Raw genomic sequence first — 15916 nt, 5'->3', positions numbered from 1 at the left:
ATTATCCTGTGATTGACCGCCCCTGTCACTTGGCCGCGCATGAAGCCGCAAAACAGGGTTGTCAGCAGCCTTGCCGCAGGCTCAAACTGGCAGCTTTTCCACGGGTACGCGACCACGCGGCCTGGCCCGCCCAGAGCGCTGGAACACAAAGCGCCAACTGTATCGATCATTCGGGGACCCTGACATGGAACTGGTTGTAAAAAGCGTAGCTGCTGCATCGGTAAAAACCGCCACTCTGGTCGTACCAGTTGGTGAAGGCCGCAAGCTCGGCGCTGTTGCCAAGGCCGTCGACCAAGCCTGCGAAGGTGCCATCAGCGCCGTGCTCAAGCGTGGCGACCTGGCCGGCAAGCCGGGCCAGACCCTGCTGCTGCAGAGCCTGCCGGGCCTGAAGGCCGAGCGTGTGCTGCTGGTTGGCAGCGGCAAGGACGAAGCCCTGGGCGATCGCGCCTGGCGCAAGCTGGTCGGCAGTGTCGCCGGCGTGCTCAAAGGCCTGAACGGTGGTGACGCCGTACTTGCCCTGGACGATGTCGCCGTCAGCAACCGCGACGCCCACTACGGCAAATACCGCCTGCTGGCCGAGACCCTGCTCGACGGCGAGTACGTGTTCGACCGTTTCAAAAGCCAGAAGGCCGAGCCACGTGCCCTGAAAAAGGTCACCCTGCTAGCCGACAAGGCGGGCCTGGCCGAGGTCGAGCGCGCCGTCAAGCACGCCACTGCCATCGCCACCGGCATGGCCTTCACCCGCGACCTGGGCAACCTGCCGCCCAACTTGTGCCACCCAAGCTTCCTCGCCGAGCAGGCCAAGGAACTGGGCAAGGCACACAAAGGCCTCAAGGTCGAAGTGCTCGACGAGAAGAAGATCAAGGACCTGGGCATGGGCGCGTTCTACGCCGTGGGCCAGGGCAGCGACCAGCCGCCACGCCTGATCGTGCTCAACTACCAGGGCGCCAAGAAGGCTGACAAGCCGTTCGTGCTGGTGGGCAAGGGCATCACCTTCGACACCGGCGGCATCAGCCTCAAGCCAGGCGCCGGCATGGACGAAATGAAGTACGACATGTGCGGCGCCGCCAGTGTGTTCGGCACCCTGCGTGCGGTACTCGAACTGCAACTGCCGATCAACCTGGTGTGCCTGCTGGCCTGCGCCGAAAACATGCCGAGCGGCGGTGCTACCCGCCCAGGTGACATCGTCACCACCATGAGCGGCCAGACCGTCGAAATCCTCAACACCGATGCCGAAGGCCGTCTGGTGCTGTGCGATACCCTGACCTACGCCGAACGCTTCAAGCCCCAGGCGGTGATCGACATCGCCACCCTGACCGGTGCTTGCATCGTTGCCCTGGGCAGCCACACCTCGGGCCTGATGGGCAACAACGACGACCTGGTCGGCCAGTTGCTCGATGCCGGCAAGCGCGCCGACGACCGCGCCTGGCAGTTGCCGCTGTTCGACGAGTACCAGGAGCAACTGGACAGCCCGTTCGCCGACATGGGCAACATCGGTGGGCCGAAGGCCGGCACCATCACGGCGGGCTGCTTCCTGTCGCGCTTCGCCAAGGCCTACAACTGGGCGCACATGGACATCGCGGGCACCGCCTGGATCAGCGGTGGCAAGGACAAGGGCGCCACTGGCCGCCCGGTCCCGCTGCTGACCCAGTATCTGCTCGATCGCGCTGGCGCCTGATGCCGTGAGACCGGTGGCGCCATGCGCGCCACCGGCCGGCAGACCCCACCATGAGCAAAGTCGATTTCTACATCCTGCCCACCGATTCCTTGTCGGCGCGGCTCGATTTCGCCTGCAAGTTGTGCGACAAAGCCTGGCGCCTCGGCCACCGGGTCTACTTGCATTGCCAGGACGCCGAGCAGCGCAGCGAACTGGACCAACGTCTATGGCACTTCAAAGGCGAGGCTTTCGTGCCCCACGACCTGGCGGAGCTGCACGCTGATGCCACCGTGGCCTTAGGGCTTGGCGAGGATGCCGGGCAACACCGCGACCTGCTGATCAACCTGGGTGCTGGCGTACCCGCGTTCGTAGGGCAGTTCGAACGGGTTGCCGAAATCGTCGTCGAGGAACCGAGCATCCGCCAATCGGCCCGTGAGCGGTTCCGTTTCTACCGTGAACAGGGCTATGCTCTGCAAGACCACCGCTTACAGCGACTTTGACGACGATGGACAAGCCCTCCCCTTTGCCCGACTCCGCCCACCTGCTCGATGACCTCGAGTCGATCCGCCAACTGCTGGGCGACGCTGACCTGCAACCGCCGCTGCTGACCGAGACGGTGGAACAGATCCCGTTGTTGCTAGACGAGCCTGGCGGCAATGCCGCACCTGCCGTCGCGCCTGCCGTCGCTGAACCTGAGGAAGATTCGCAAACCCGCCGCCAGGACACCCTGTTGCACCTGGAAAGCGAGTTGCGCGCGGCAGCGCAGGCGATCATGCAAGACGTGATCAATGACTTCACCCCGCACATCGAGAACGAGATCAAGCGTCGGCTGGATGCGCGCATCGAACGATTGATCAAGCGCTCCGAGTAAACCGGCCCCGCGCAGGCCCCTCTTCGCGGTTTTACCCGCGAAGTAACCACCGCCCGCCTGCAGATGACAGCCGCGTGTCGCCTGCGGCCCCCACCTTGGTTATACTTCCCGGCTTTCCCGAATAAATGCACAGGGTCCCGCCGCGCATGGATAAGACCTACCAGCCGCACGCCATCGAAACTTCCTGGTACAACACCTGGGAGTCCGAGAACTATTTCGCTCCACAAGGTGCAGGCGAGTCCTACACCATCATGATCCCACCGCCGAACGTCACCGGCAGCCTGCACATGGGCCATGGGTTCAACAACGCGATCATGGACGCCCTGATCCGCTTCCGCCGCATGCAGGGTCGCGACACCCTGTGGCAGCCGGGTACCGACCACGCCGGTATCGCCACGCAGATGCTGGTCGAGCGTCAGCTCGAAGCCAAAGGCCAGAGCCGTCATGACCTGGGCCGCGAACAGTTCCTGGAAAAAGTCTGGGAGTGGAAGGATCAGTCCGGCGGCAACATCAGCCGTCAGATCCGCCGCCTGGGCTCGTCGGTCGATTGGAGCCGTGAACGCTTCACCATGGACGATGGCCTGTCCGAAGCGGTCAAGGAAGCCTTCGTGCGCCTGCACGAAGACGGCCTGATCTACCGCGGCAAGCGCCTGGTCAACTGGGACACCAAGCTGCACACGGCAATCTCCGACCTCGAAGTGGAAAACCACGACGAGAAGGGCCACCTGTGGAACCTGCGCTACCCGCTGGCCGACGGCGCCAAGACCGCCGAGGGCAAGGACTACCTGGTGGTTGCCACCACGCGTCCGGAAACCCTGCTGGGTGATGCGGCTGTCGCGGTCAACCCGACCGACGAACGCTACCAGGCCCTGATCGGCAAGTTCGTCGAGCTGCCGCTGGTCGGCCGCCGCATCCCGATCATCGCCGACGATTATTGCGACCCTGAATTCGGCACCGGCTGTGTGAAAATCACCCCGGCTCACGACTTCAACGACTACGAAGTCGGCAAGCGCCACAACCTGCCGCTGCTGAACATCTTCGACAAGAATGCGATGGTCCTGGCCAGTGCCCAGGCCTTCAACCTCGACGGCAGCGTCAACGAGCAGGTCGACACCACCCTGCCCGCCCAGTACGCCACCCTCGACCGCTTTGTCGCGCGCAAGCAGATCGTCGCCGACCTGGACGCCCAGGGCCTGCTGGTCAGCATCGACGACCACGCCCTGAAAGTGCCGAAAGGCGACCGTTCGGGCACCGTCATCGAACCGTGGCTGACCGACCAGTGGTACGTCTCCACCAAGCCGCTGGCAGAGCCTGCCATCGCTGCCGTGGAAGATGGCCGCATCCAGTTCGTGCCCAAACAGTACGAAAACATGTACTTCTCCTGGATGCGCGACATCCAGGACTGGTGCATCAGCCGCCAGCTGTGGTGGGGCCACCGCATCCCTGCCTGGTACGACGAGGCCGGCCAGGTCTATGTCGGCCGCGACGAGGCTGAAGTACGTGCCAAGCACAACCTGGGCGCCGACGTTGCCCTGCGTCAGGACGATGACGTGCTGGACACCTGGTTCAGCTCGGGCCTGTGGACCTTCTCCACGCTGGGCTGGCCGGAACAGACCGAGTTCCTCAAGAAGTTCCACTCCACCGATGTGCTGGTGACCGGCTTCGACATCATCTTCTTCTGGGTTGCGCGCATGATCATGCTGACCATGCACCTGATCAAGAACGAGGACGGCACCCCGCAGGTTCCGTTCAAGACCGTGTACGTACACGGCCTGGTGCGGGACGGCCAGGGCCAGAAGATGTCCAAGTCCAAGGGCAACGTCCTTGACCCGCTGGACATCGTCGACGGCATCACCCTCGACGCCCTGCTGGAAAAACGCACCAGCGGCATGATGCAGCCCAAGCTTGCCGAGAAGATCGCCAAGCAGACCAAGGCCGAGTTCCCTGAAGGCATCGCCAGCTACGGTACCGATGCCCTGCGCTTCACCTTCTGCTCGCTGGCCTCCACCGGCCGTGACATCAAGTTCGACATGGGCCGCGTCGAAGGCTACCGCAACTTCTGCAACAAGATCTGGAACGCCGCCCGCTACGTGCTGGACAAGGGCGAGGACTGCGGCCAGAACGGCGAAGCCTGCGAGCTTTCGCTGGCCGACCGCTGGATCATCTCGCAGTTGCAGCGTACCGAAGCCGAAGTGACCCGCCAGCTCGAGCAGTTCCGCTTCGACCTGGCCAGCCAGGCCCTGTACGAATTCATCTGGAACCAGTACTGCGACTGGTACCTGGAGCTGTCCAAGCCGGTGCTGTGGGACGAGAACGCCCCCGTCGAGCGCGCCCGCGGCACCCGTCGCACCCTGGTGCGTGTGCTGGAAGTGGCACTGCGCCTGGCACACCCGTTCATGCCGTTCATCACCGAAGAAATCTGGCAGCGCATCGCGCCGCTGGCCGGCGTCAAGGGCAAGACCATCATGCTGCAGCCGTGGCCGGTGGCCAACGAAAGCCGCATCGATGCTGCCGCCGAAGGCGACATCGAGTGGCTCAAGGAACTGATGGTCGGCCTGCGCAACATCCGCGCCGAAATGAACATCGGCCCGGGCAAGCCGCTGCCACTGTTCCTGAAGAACGCCAATGCCGATGACCAGCGTCGCCTGCAGGAAAACGAAGCCCTGCTGAAGAAACTGGCCAAGGTCGAGTCGTTCACCGTGCTCGGCGATGCCGACGAAGCGCCACTGTCGGCCACCGCGCTGGTGGGCGATCTGCAGGTGCTGGTGCCCATGGCCGGCCTGATCGACAAGGACGCCGAACTGGCTCGCCTGAACAAGGAGATCCAGCGTCTGCAGGGTGAAGTCCAGCGCGTCGGCGGCAAGCTGTCCAACGCGGCGTTCGTCGACAAGGCACCGCCTGCGGTGATCGAAAAGGAACGCGCCAAGCTGGCCGAGTCCGAACAGGCCCTGGCCAACTTCACCGAGCAGCATGCGCGTATTGCTGCGCTGTAACAATCTGATAGACCGCTGGGGCCGCTTTGCGGCCCTTTCGCGACACAAGGCCGCTCCTACAGGGACGGCGCCGGTTTGAAGGGCGCCGCTATCCTGTAGGAGCGGCCTTGTGTCGCGAAAGGGCTGTAAAGCAGCCCCACGGCCTGCAACACCGGATCCGACCATGACCGAAAAACCCACCCTGCACCCGCGCAACCGCCACCAGGGTCGCTACGACTTCCCCAGCCTGATCAAGGCCCACCCCGACCTGGCCCGCTTCACCATCACCAACCCGCACGGCAAGCCCAGCATCGACTTTGCCAACCCCGAAGCGGTACGGGTGTTCAACCGCGCTCTGCTCAAGGCCCAATACGGCATCCAGCACTGGGACATCCCCGCCGACTACCTGTGCCCCCCCATCCCCGGGCGCGCCGACTACATCCACGTGCTCGCCGACCTGCTGGGCGATGACAACGCCGGCGAGATCCCCAAAGGCGCCCAGATACGCGTACTGGATATCGGCGTGGGGGCCAACTGCATCTACCCGCTGATCGGCCACAGCGACTACCGCTGGCGCTTCCTGGGCTCGGACATCGACCCCGTGGCATTGGCTTCGGCCAAGGCCATCGTCCAGGCCAACGGCCTGAACAAAGCCATCAGCTTGCGCCAACAGGCCAACCGCACGCACATCCTCAGCGGCTTGCTGCAGGACGACGAGCGCTTCGACCTGACCCTGTGCAACCCGCCCTTCCATGCTTCACGCGAGGAGGCCACCCGCGGCAGCCAGCGCAAGTGGAAGAACCTGGGCAAGCAGGACCCCAAGCGCAAACTGCCCGTGCTCAATTTCGGTGGCCAGAACAACGAACTGTGGTGCGAGGGCGGCGAGATCCGCTTCGTGACCCAATTGGTCGGGGAAAGCGCGCAGTACGGCGCAAGCGTGCTGTGGTTCACCAGCCTGGTGTCCAAGGCCAGCAACCTGCCAGGCATCGAAGCGGCGCTGAAAAAGGCCGGCGCCAAGGCTGTGCGCATTGTCGAAATGGGCCAAGGGCAAAAGCAGAGCCGCATGGTCGCCTGGAGCTTCCAGGACGACAACGCTCGCCAGGCCTGGCACGCGCGACGCAAAACGCAAGGATGAAAAAAAACCGCGTTCGGGCAAGCCGGACGCGGTTTGGTCAACGCTTCAACAATTACTTGTTGATGGCATCGGTCAGCACTTTGGCTGGGACGAACTTGACGACTTTCTTGGCAGCGATTTCGATGGCAGCGCCAGTCGAAGGGTTGCGGCCGGTACGGGCAGGACGCTCGGAGACTTTCAGCTTGCCGATGCCTGGCAGGGTGATTTCAGCGCCGTTTTCCAGTTGGTCAGCAACGATCTGGCCCAGTTGCTCCAGTGCGTTCTTGGCGGTGGCTTTTGGCGCGGCGATCGACTCGGCGATGTCGGCAATCAGTTGGTCTTTGGTCAATGCCATGGTGATGTTCCTTCCCTATCAAATTCAGTAGTTATGCAGCGAGCTACGACGTGATCGGGCCAGCCCCTGAATTCTGGAGGGCCGCGCCAATTCGGGTATGTAGATACGTAAATCGGCGTTTGGTTCGACACGACGCTAGCGTGCTGCCAGCAATGCGCCACACGAGGGGCGCAAGACCGCGCAAAGCTACCACAGGAATAGATAAATATCCGCTGCGCACATCGATTTAATGCAGGTTTTTCAGGGGTTTTGGCTTAAAACGCAAAAAACTGAACAAAAAACGAACAACCGGCATTTCTGCCAACATCCGGCCACTGCATCGCCTTGTCTCTGGGGTAAACTGCACGACTTTTGCAGCGCGGCCGTGCACCGCCCCAGACTCGCCGAGGACTTCATGCCAATTCGTCATTGCATCGTTCACCTGATCGACAAGAAGCCCGATGGCAGCCCCGCCGTGCTGCATGCACGCGACACCGAGCTTGGCGCCTCCGATGCCATCGAAAACCTGCTGGCCGACCTCAACGACAGTTACAACGCCAAGCAAGGCAAAGCGTGGGGCTTCTTCCACAGTGAGTCGGGCGCCTACCCACTCAGTGGCTGGCTGAAGCAGTACCTGGATGCGGAAAAAGACTTCGCCGCGTTCAGCCGTGTAGCCGTCGAACACCTGCAAAAGCTGATGGAAGAGTCCAACCTCTCCACCGGCGGGCACATTCTGTTTGCCCATTACCAGCAAGGCATGACCGACTACCTGGCCATCGCCCTGCTGCATCACAGCGAAGGCGTGGCAGTGAACGCCGAACTCGACGTGACGCCATCGCGCCACCTGGACCTCGGCCAGTTGCACCTGGCAGCGCGCATCAACCTGTCCGAGTGGAAGAACAACCAGAACTCCAAGCAGTACATCTCGTTCATCAAGGGCAAGAACGGCAAGAAAGTCTCCGACTACTTCCGTGACTTCATCGGCTGCCAGGAAGGCGTCGACGGCCCCGGCGAAACCCGCACCCTGCTCAAGGCCTTCAGCGACTTTGTCGAGAGCGAGGACCTGCCCGAAGCGTCGGCCCGCGAGAAGACCCAGACCCTGGTCGACTACGCCACCAGCCAGACCAAGCTGGGCGAGCCGGTTGCCCTGGACGAGCTGTCCAGCCTGATCGATGAGGACCGCCCCAAGGCGTTCTACGATCACATTCGCAACAAGGACTACGGCCTGTCGCCGGAAATCCCTGCGGATAAACGCACCCTTAACCAGTTCCGCCGCTTCACCGGGCGTGCCGAAGGCCTGTCGATCAGCTTCGAGGCGCATTTGCTGGGGGACAAGGTGGAGTATGACGAAGTGGCGGGCACCTTGATCATCAAGGGGCTGCCGACGCAGTTGGTGGACCAGTTGAAGCGGCGTAAGGACTGATATCGCCGGGGGCGCACTCTAAACCTGATAAGACGCCACCAGCGCCTCCTTGGCCGACTTGCGCAGCCGCTTCACCAGGCGCTCCTGGCGCAACGCTTCGCCTTTGTCCGGCCACTGCTCGACATACACCAGCGCCTGCGCCGGGCTGGTCTTGAAGTAACGCGCGCCCTGCCCCTTCTGATGCGCCAGAAAGCGCCGCTGCGGGTCGTCACTGATCCCGCAGTACAGCGACCCATTGGCCGCACGCACCAGGTAGACATACCAGGGTTTGACGGCCTGATTCGGTACTTCTTCGCTCACGACAGCTGCTCTTTGCGTCACGGAGTGGGTACGTTGCCCTGCTGGTGCTGGTAAGCCCGCAGCCCCTTGAACGCCTGCTGGCGTACCTTGTTCTGCAACAGCGGCGTCCAGCCGAGCAGCACACCTGGCGAGCCCAGTGCCTGACGCGACCAGCGCCAGAGGTCGAAACTGTCGTCATGCTGACAGATCAACCCGTCACGGATGACAAACCGCGCCTGGATATCGTTGACCACGGTACGGCCGGTCTGGCTGAACAGGTAGCTCGCGACCCAGTGCGCGCTACCACTGTGCGCATCCGCGCGAACGTTGTCGAACTTCAGGGTGAAGCCCTTGGCGCGCGTGGTCAGCATCCGCCACATATCGCAGGCATCCTGACCGCGCAGGGTGCCAAAGACCGGGTCGCTGAACACGATGTCGTCGCTGTAGCAGGCCACCATAGCCTCGGCGTCCAGGCGCTGGAAGGCCTGGTAGAAGCGGGTGATCAGCTCGCGGTTGGCATCGCTCATGAGGGCAGGTCCGTCCTGGGAATAGAAGGATGCAAGATAATCTGCCCGCTGCGCTTGCGCCAGTGCTGGCCCTTTCGCGGGGCAAGCCCGCTCCCACAAGTACTTCACAAACTTCAATTGTGGGAGCGGGCTTGCCCCGCGAAAGGGCCAGCATGGACAGAATCAGCATCAGACTTTTTCGCTGGTCACCTGCACATGCAACGCGCGCCCTGCGCCAAGCCCGAAACCAATAGCACCTATGCCCAGCACGGCAAAAATCCACCCCACTGCCGCCCAGCCACCGGTCATATCGTGCACCAGGCCCACTGCAAACGGCCCCATCGACGCCAGGGTGTACCCTACCCCCTGTGCCATGCTCGACAGGTTCGCCGCCACATGCGCATCCTTCGAACGCAGCACGATCAACGTCAGCGCCAGGGCAAAGGTGCCGCCCTGCCCCAGGCCCAGCAGTACAGCCCAGCCCCACAGCCCTGAAATCGGCGCATACAGGCAACCGAACAGGCCGGCCAAGGTAACCAGCATGACGATCACGATAGCCAGGCGCTGATCCTTGCCGCGTGTTGCCAGCCAAGGCGCACTGAGCGAGCTGACCAATTGCACGATCACCGACCCCGACAACACCAGCCCCGCCTCGGTCGGGGTCAGGCCGCGGCCAATCAGAATCGACGGCAACCAGCCGAAGACGATATAGGCCAGCGATGACTGAAGGCCCATGTACAAGGTCACCTGCCAGGCCAAGGGGTCGCGCCAAAGGCCACGCACCCGATAAGCAACCTTGTGCAGGCCGTGCCCCTGGCGCGCCTGCGGTATCCAGACGAGCATGGCCAGCAGTGCCGGCACCGCCCAGAAGCCTAGCCCCAGCGCCCAACTGCCCTCGTAGCGTTGAGCCAGGGGCACCGTGGCGCCGGCTGCCATGGCTGCGCCCAGGCACAGGGCCATGGTGTACACGCCGGTCAACGTCCCGGCGTGCTGCGGAAAATCGCGCTTGACGATGCCCGGCAACAGCACGCCGATGATGCCAATACTGGCGCCGGCCATGAGGCTGCCCAAGAATACCCCGGCCGTCCCAAACGCGCTGCGCACCACAATGCCCAAGGCCAAGGTGAGGAGAATGCCGAAAATCACCCGCTCACTGCCAAAACGCCGCGCCAGGACCGGCGCCAGCGGCGCAAACAAGCCCAGACACAGCACCGGCAAGGTGGTCAGCAGGCCCGCCTGCGACGCGCTCAGGCCCAAGCCCTCGGAAACCAGGCCGAGTACCGGGGCCATGCTCGACAACGCCGGGCGCAGGTTCAGCGCCACCAGCACCAGGCCCAGCAGCAACAGCCAGGGCCTGCGCAGCAGCACAGGCTGCTGCTGAACCTGCTCGTCATCGGCTTCGGCGTCGATCAACAGTTCGTCGAGTTCCCGCTCGCCGGTGGGGGTGCTACGGGTGATGGATTCAGCCATGGCCTTCTCTGGGTCAGGATTCGATGAGGGTGCGGCTCAGGCGCTTGGCCCGCTCCGCATCACGTTGTTCGATGGCATCGAGGATTTCCCCGTGCAGATCGAACGTGGACTGGCAGCGTGGGACGGTGGTCATGTTGTGTTGCAGCGCTGCCGCTACCACACCGGAGAAATACCGGTACAACTCACTCAATGCAGGGTTGTGGGCGGCATCGACCAGGCGCTGGTGGAACACCAGGTCGCAGGTCACGTAGGCATCGATGTCGCCGTGAAAGTGCCCGGCACTGCCTTCAAGGGCTTCACGCAGCGCCTTCAGGTCTGCGTCGGTGCGGCGCAACGCCGCCAGGCCGATGGCCTCGGTCTCGAGGATATGGCGGGTTTCCCGCGCCTGTTCAGGCGTGCAACGCGACATCGCCTGCACAGCCAACAGCGGGTCCTGCACAGCACGCAGATAACTGCCATCGCCCTGCCTGATCTCAACCAGGCCACTGAACGCCAGCACACGCATGGCCTCACGCACGGTGTTGCGGCTGATGCCCAGCGCCTGGGCCAGCTCAGGCTCGGTCGGCAGTCGCTGCCCTACCTGCCAGTCGCCCTGAAGGATGCGCTCACGCATGCGCTCCACGGCGAGTTCGACCAGGGAACGCTTGGTCAACGCTACGCTCATCACATTCAACCAATCATCCGATGAATTACCGAAGCTTAATGGATGGCGCTCTGGACGGCAAACCACCTGGTATTTCTGCCAGTTGTGAGCAGCGCACTTTATTGCAACGCTCGCTGTACCTTCCAAGGATGCCTCTCCATGCGACCATCAGCCTTGCTTCTGCTGACGTTGGCCTTGCTGGCAGGTTGCGGCCCCGCGCAAAAAGGGCCTGAACCGAAAACCCTGATCGTCGGCATCCAAGGTGTGCAATTCGAACAGTACGAGGCATTGGGCGATGCCACCCACCTGAAGCAACGTCTGTATTACGCGTACACCTATACCGGCGGCATCACCGGCAAGGCCAGCGAGCAGCCCACCCTCAGCGGCCCAGGCTGGGTCACCTTGCTCACTGGGGTCTGGAGCAACAAGCATGGCGTTGACTCCAATGCCGAGTCGCTGCGGGTCGACCCGGCATTTCCCAGCTTGTTCAAGCGGCTGCGTGAGGCACTGCCGACGGCCTACCTCGCCAGTGTGGTGCACAGGTCGCCCATCAACACCGCATTTTTGCTCGAAGATGCCCATGGCAACGATGTGCGCGAAAGCGGCTTGTCCGATGAACAGGTCACCCTGCGAGCACTGCAGATTCTCGGCAGCACGCCTGCCGACTTCACCTTCATTGAGCTGGGCGAACCTGATGAAGCCGGCCACGCTGCAGGCTTCGGCGAGCGCTACCAACAGGCACTGCGCAATGCCGATAACCGGCTGGGGAGACTGCTGGACAAGGTCGACGAACGGCGCCTCAATCACCCGCAAGAAGACTGGCTGGTGATTGTCAGTACCGACCATGGCCGCGACTATCGGGGCAAGGGCCATGGTGGCGTCACCGAGCAGGAAAAGACCACCTTCATCGCCAGCAACAAACCGATGAACGAAGAGCTGACCGAGCCCATCCTCCCAGAAGAAAACCCCGGGCCAAACAACCTTTATTGCCTTGCCGCGCAGACCTCGGTGGCGCCCACCGTCCTGCGCCACATGGGCCAGGCGCTGCAAGCCCAGTGGCTACTGGACGGCCCCCCCCTGCTGGGTAAGGCAGGTGCGCGCAAGGCCAGGGCCGATGAAGCCAATGCGCGTCTACGCTGGCACAGCAGCGCCAAGGGCTACCTGACCATCCTCAAGAACGGGCATGTGGTTGCACAAGTACCGGCCGCGGCCGGGCAATGGACCGACCCGGACGGCATGGATACCGTCAACGACTACGTGCTGGTACTTGATGCCACCCCGGTGGCGGTGCGCAACAGGCCTGCCGGCCAACCCTACAACATCGAGGAAGTGGCCTACTGAACGTTGCGCCCTGAATGAAAAACCCCGCCTGGCAGCCAGTGCCAGGCGGGGTTCGATCAAAGCGGACGGCTGCTTGAGCCTGCCTGATCAGTTCAGCGCATCGAGCAATGCCTGGTTCATTTCCGGGGTACCGATGGTAATGCGCAGGAACTGGGCAATCCGCGCCTGCTTGAAGTGCCGCACGATCACCCCCTGCTCACGCAGGCGCGCCGCCAATTCGGCCGCATCCTGTTGCGGGTGACGGGCGAAGATGAAGTTGGCCGCCGACGGCAGCACCTCGAAGCCCTTGGCAGTCAGTTGCTCGACCAGCACTTCCCGGCTGTCGATCACCTTGCGGCAGGTTTCTTCGAAGTAGGCACGGTCTTCGAACGCCACGGCCGCACCGACGATCGCGGCACGGTCCAGCGGGTAGGAGTTGAAGCTGTTCTTGATCCGCTCCAGCGCCTCGATCAGGTCCGGGTGGCCGACCGCCAGGCCAACGCGCAAACCCGCCAGCGAGCGCGACTTGGACAGGGTCTGGGTGACCAGCAGGTTGTCATAGCGGTCCACCAGGCTGATGGCCGTCTCGCCACCAAAGTCGATGTAGGCTTCATCCACCACCACTACCGAATCACGGTTGGCTTGCAGCAGTTGCTCGACCGCCTGCAATGGCATCAGGCAGCCGGTGGGCGCGTTCGGGTTGGGGAAGATAATGCCAGCGTTAGGCTTGTTGTAGTCCTCGACACGGATCTGGAACTGCTCGTCCAGCGCCACCTGCTCGAAGGCGATGCCATACAGGCCGCAGTAGACCGGGTAGAAGCTGTAGCTGATGTCCGGGAACAACAGCGGCGCGTCGTGCTGGAACAGACCGTGGAAGATGTGCGCCAGCACTTCGTCCGAACCGTTGCCGACGAACACCTGGCCAGGGGTTACCTCGTAGTACTCGGCCACCGCCTGCTTGAGCCGGTCACCGTTCGGGTCCGGGTACAGGCGCAGGTTGTCGTTCAGCTCGCCACGCATGGCTTCCAGCGCCTTGGGCGACGGGCCATAAGGGTTTTCATTGGTGTTGAGCTTGACCAGGCGGGCCAGCTTGGGTTGCTCGCCCGGCACGTAAGGCACCAGGTCCTTGACGAAGGGGCTCCAGAATCGACTCATGCTCAGTTCCCCTTGGCTTGGGTCAGGATACGGTATTCGGCGCTGCGGGCGTGGGCCGTCAGCGACTCGCCACGGGCCAGGACCGAGGCGGTGTGGCCCAGCTCGGACGCGCCCTGCTCGGAGCAGAAGATGATCGACGAACGTTTCTGGAAGTCATACACCCCCAGTGGCGAAGAAAAGCGCGCAGTGCCGGACGTCGGCAGCACATGGTTGGGGCCTGCGCAGTAGTCACCCAGCGCTTCGCTGGTGTGGCGGCCCATGAAGATCGCGCCGGCGTGGCGGATCTGCGGCAGCCAGGCTTGCGGGTCTGCGACCGACAGCTCCAGGTGCTCGGGGGCGATCCGGTTGGCCACTTCGATGGCCTGCTGCATGTCACGCACCTGGATCAGCGCGCCGCGGCCATTGACCGACTTCTCGATGATCTCGGCGCGCTCCATGGTCGGCAGCAGCTTGTCGATGCTGGCGGCGACGCGGTCGAGGAACTCGGCATCCGGGCTGACCAGGATGGCCTGGGCGTCTTCATCGTGCTCGGCCTGGGAGAACAGGTCCATGGCGATCCAGTCCGGGTCGGTCTGGCCGTCACACACCACGAGAATTTCCGAAGGGCCGGCGATCATGTCGATACCGACCTGGCCGAACACGTGGCGCTTGGCAGTCGCCACATAAATGTTGCCGGGGCCGACGATCTTGTCCACCTGCGGCACGCTCTCGGTGCCATACGCCAGGGCGGCGACGGCCTGGGCACCGCCGACGGTGAACACGCGGTCGACACCGGCAATGCAGGCTGCTGCCAGGACCAGTTCATTGACCTCGCCACGCGGGGTCGGTACCACCATCACCACTTCGGTCACACCTGCGACCTTGGCCGGGATGGCGTTCATCAGCACCGAGGACGGGTACGACGCCTTGCCGCCGGGCACATACAGGCCGGCGCGGTCCAGCGGCGTGACCTTCTGGCCCAGCACGGTGCCGTCGGCTTCGGTGTACTGCCACGAGTCCTGCTTCTGCCGCTCGTGGTAGATACGCACACGGTTGGCGGCCTTTTCCAGGGCCTCACGCTGCGCCGGGGTGATGCGGGTCAGCGCCAGCTCAAGGCGCTCACGGCCCAGGATCAGGTCTTCGATGCGGGTGGCCTGAACACCATCGAAACGCTGGGTGAACTCCACCAGCGCCGCATCGCCACGCTCGCGCACGGCCTTGATGATGTCGAGCACGCGCTGGTTGACCGCGTCATCAGACACACTTTCCCAGCTCAGCAGATGATCCAGATGTCGGGCGAAATCCGGATCAGCGGCGTTGAGACGGGCAATTGCAGTGGACACGGTCATGGCGAGGGCCTCGATTATTAGCGAATGCTCAGGCGCCCTAGGCTACCAGTCCATCCGCGCGGGCACCTGAGAAAAGTGGCTATGACGCGGATAGACGGGCGCGACAGCGGAGGTCGCGCGCAGGAGGTAGAGAGTCTTAGCCGCGGTGTCGCGATTCGACAGCTTTGCGCAGGGTGTCGATCAGGCTCTGGATCCGGGCATGCTGCATCTTCATGGAGGCTTTGTTGACCACCAGGCGCGAACTGATCGTGGCGATCATTTCCTGTGGCTCCAGGCCATTGGCGCGCAGGGTGTTGCCGGTGTCGACCACGTCGATGATCTTGTCGGCGAGGTTGATCAGCGGGGCCAGCTCCATCGAGCCATACAGCTTGATGATATCGACCTGACGGCCTTGCTCGGCGTAGTAACGCTTGGCAACGTTGACGAACTTGGTGGCTACGCGCAGGCGGCCCTTGGGCTCGGGTGCACCAACCACGCCAGCGGTCATCAACTTGCAGCAGGCGATCTGCAGGTCCAGCGGCTCGTACAGGCCCTGGCCGCCGTACTCCATCAGCACGTCCTTGCCAGCCACACCCAAGTCGGCGGCACCATGCTCGACATAGGTCGGCACGTCGGTGGCACGCACGATCAGCAGGCGCACGTCGTCCTGCGTAGTGGGGATGATCAGTTTACGGCTCTTGTCCGGGTTCTCGGTCGGCACGATACCGGCCTCGGCCAGCAATGGCAGGGTATCGTCGAGAATTCGGCCTTTGGATAGCGCGATGGTCAACATGGGAAACGTCGGTCCTTAAGCGGCTACTGCCGACCGGGCGTCAAGCCCGGTCGCATACAATTCGTGTGTGGG

The 15916-nt window shown here is 63.2% G+C and carries 15 protein-coding genes; 7 read left to right on the top strand and 8 right to left on the bottom strand.

Annotation, left to right across the window (positions count from 1 at the left end; translation table 11 throughout):
* The first annotated feature begins 184 nt into the window (after positions 1–184).
* From CKW22_RS09650 to rlmF, 5 genes are all read left to right on the top strand, one after another.
* A complete protein-coding gene (locus tag CKW22_RS09650) occupies positions 185–1678 on the top strand; it encodes a leucyl aminopeptidase (RefSeq protein ID WP_047581429.1) in 1494 nt (497 codons plus the stop codon).
* Between the two features lie 50 nt (positions 1679–1728).
* On the top strand, positions 1729–2157 hold the full coding sequence (locus CKW22_RS09645) for a DNA polymerase III subunit chi (RefSeq protein ID WP_047581428.1): 429 nt from the start codon (positions 1729–1731) through the stop codon (positions 2155–2157).
* A gap of 5 nt (positions 2158–2162) precedes the next feature.
* Positions 2163–2528 (top strand): hypothetical protein, encoded by a 366-nt coding sequence (locus CKW22_RS09640; protein ID WP_033701069.1) that lies wholly within the window; start codon positions 2163–2165, stop codon positions 2526–2528.
* A 146-nt stretch (positions 2529–2674) separates the two neighbouring features.
* Positions 2675–5521: a valine--tRNA ligase gene (locus CKW22_RS09635; RefSeq protein WP_047581425.1), complete on the top strand. Its 2847-nt coding sequence runs from the start codon at positions 2675–2677 to the stop codon at positions 5519–5521.
* 163 nt (positions 5522–5684) lie between these two features.
* Positions 5685–6635 (top strand): 23S rRNA (adenine(1618)-N(6))-methyltransferase RlmF, encoded by a 951-nt coding sequence (gene rlmF, locus CKW22_RS09630; protein ID WP_033701072.1) that lies wholly within the window; start codon positions 5685–5687, stop codon positions 6633–6635.
* A gap of 52 nt (positions 6636–6687) precedes the next feature.
* On the opposite strand, the gene CKW22_RS09625 is transcribed toward rlmF, so the two are convergent.
* The gene (locus CKW22_RS09625; protein ID WP_003255106.1) at positions 6688–6969 is read right to left on the bottom strand and encodes an HU family DNA-binding protein; all 282 of its coding nucleotides are present in this window, start codon (positions 6967–6969) and stop codon (positions 6688–6690) included.
* 394 nt (positions 6970–7363) lie between these two features.
* Between CKW22_RS09625 and yejK the strand changes: the two genes are divergently transcribed.
* Positions 7364–8371, top strand: a complete 1008-nt coding sequence (gene yejK, locus CKW22_RS09620; protein WP_033701074.1) for a nucleoid-associated protein YejK — start codon at positions 7364–7366, stop codon at positions 8369–8371.
* A gap of 18 nt (positions 8372–8389) precedes the next feature.
* Here the strand turns inward: yejK and CKW22_RS09615 are convergent, their stop codons facing one another.
* The 4 genes from CKW22_RS09615 to CKW22_RS09600 form a co-directional block, all read right to left on the bottom strand.
* Entirely contained in the window at positions 8390–8671 is a 282-nt protein-coding gene (locus tag CKW22_RS09615; protein WP_095064052.1) for a GIY-YIG nuclease family protein, read from the bottom strand.
* Between the two features lie 17 nt (positions 8672–8688).
* On the bottom strand, positions 8689–9177 hold the full coding sequence (locus CKW22_RS09610) for a nuclear transport factor 2 family protein (RefSeq protein ID WP_095064051.1): 489 nt from the start codon (positions 9175–9177) through the stop codon (positions 8689–8691).
* 168 nt (positions 9178–9345) lie between these two features.
* Positions 9346–10626: an MFS transporter gene (locus CKW22_RS09605; protein ID WP_033701078.1), complete on the bottom strand. Its 1281-nt coding sequence runs from the start codon at positions 10624–10626 to the stop codon at positions 9346–9348.
* A gap of 13 nt (positions 10627–10639) precedes the next feature.
* A complete protein-coding gene (locus CKW22_RS09600; protein WP_033701080.1) occupies positions 10640–11290 on the bottom strand; it encodes a FadR/GntR family transcriptional regulator in 651 nt (216 codons plus the stop codon).
* Positions 11291–11428: 138 nt separating this feature from the next.
* Here CKW22_RS09600 and CKW22_RS09595 point away from each other — a divergent pair, with 138 nt between their 5' ends.
* A complete protein-coding gene (locus CKW22_RS09595; RefSeq protein ID WP_033701081.1) occupies positions 11429–12610 on the top strand; it encodes an alkaline phosphatase family protein in 1182 nt (393 codons plus the stop codon).
* A gap of 87 nt (positions 12611–12697) precedes the next feature.
* Here the strand turns inward: CKW22_RS09595 and hisC are convergent, their stop codons facing one another.
* The 3 genes from hisC to hisG all read right to left on the bottom strand — a co-directional run bounded on the left by hisC (position 12698) and on the right by hisG (position 15844).
* Complete coding sequence (gene hisC, locus CKW22_RS09590) at positions 12698–13744, bottom strand: histidinol-phosphate transaminase (RefSeq protein ID WP_095064050.1); 1047 nt, start codon at positions 13742–13744, stop codon at positions 12698–12700.
* Positions 13745–13746: 2 nt separating this feature from the next.
* Entirely contained in the window at positions 13747–15072 is a 1326-nt protein-coding gene (gene hisD, locus CKW22_RS09585) for a histidinol dehydrogenase (RefSeq protein WP_033701083.1), read from the bottom strand.
* Positions 15073–15208: 136 nt separating this feature from the next.
* Entirely contained in the window at positions 15209–15844 is a 636-nt protein-coding gene (gene hisG, locus CKW22_RS09580) for an ATP phosphoribosyltransferase (RefSeq protein WP_033701084.1), read from the bottom strand.
* Positions 15845–15916 lie beyond the last annotated feature (72 nt).

Origin of the sequence: Pseudomonas sp. Irchel s3f19 (assembly GCF_900187555.1) — a bacterium.
GTDB classification, from domain to species: domain Bacteria; phylum Pseudomonadota; class Gammaproteobacteria; order Pseudomonadales; family Pseudomonadaceae; genus Aquipseudomonas; species Aquipseudomonas capeferrum.
The sequence above is the reverse complement of the archived record's forward strand: the minus strand, read 5'-3'. Positions and strand labels throughout refer to the sequence as shown.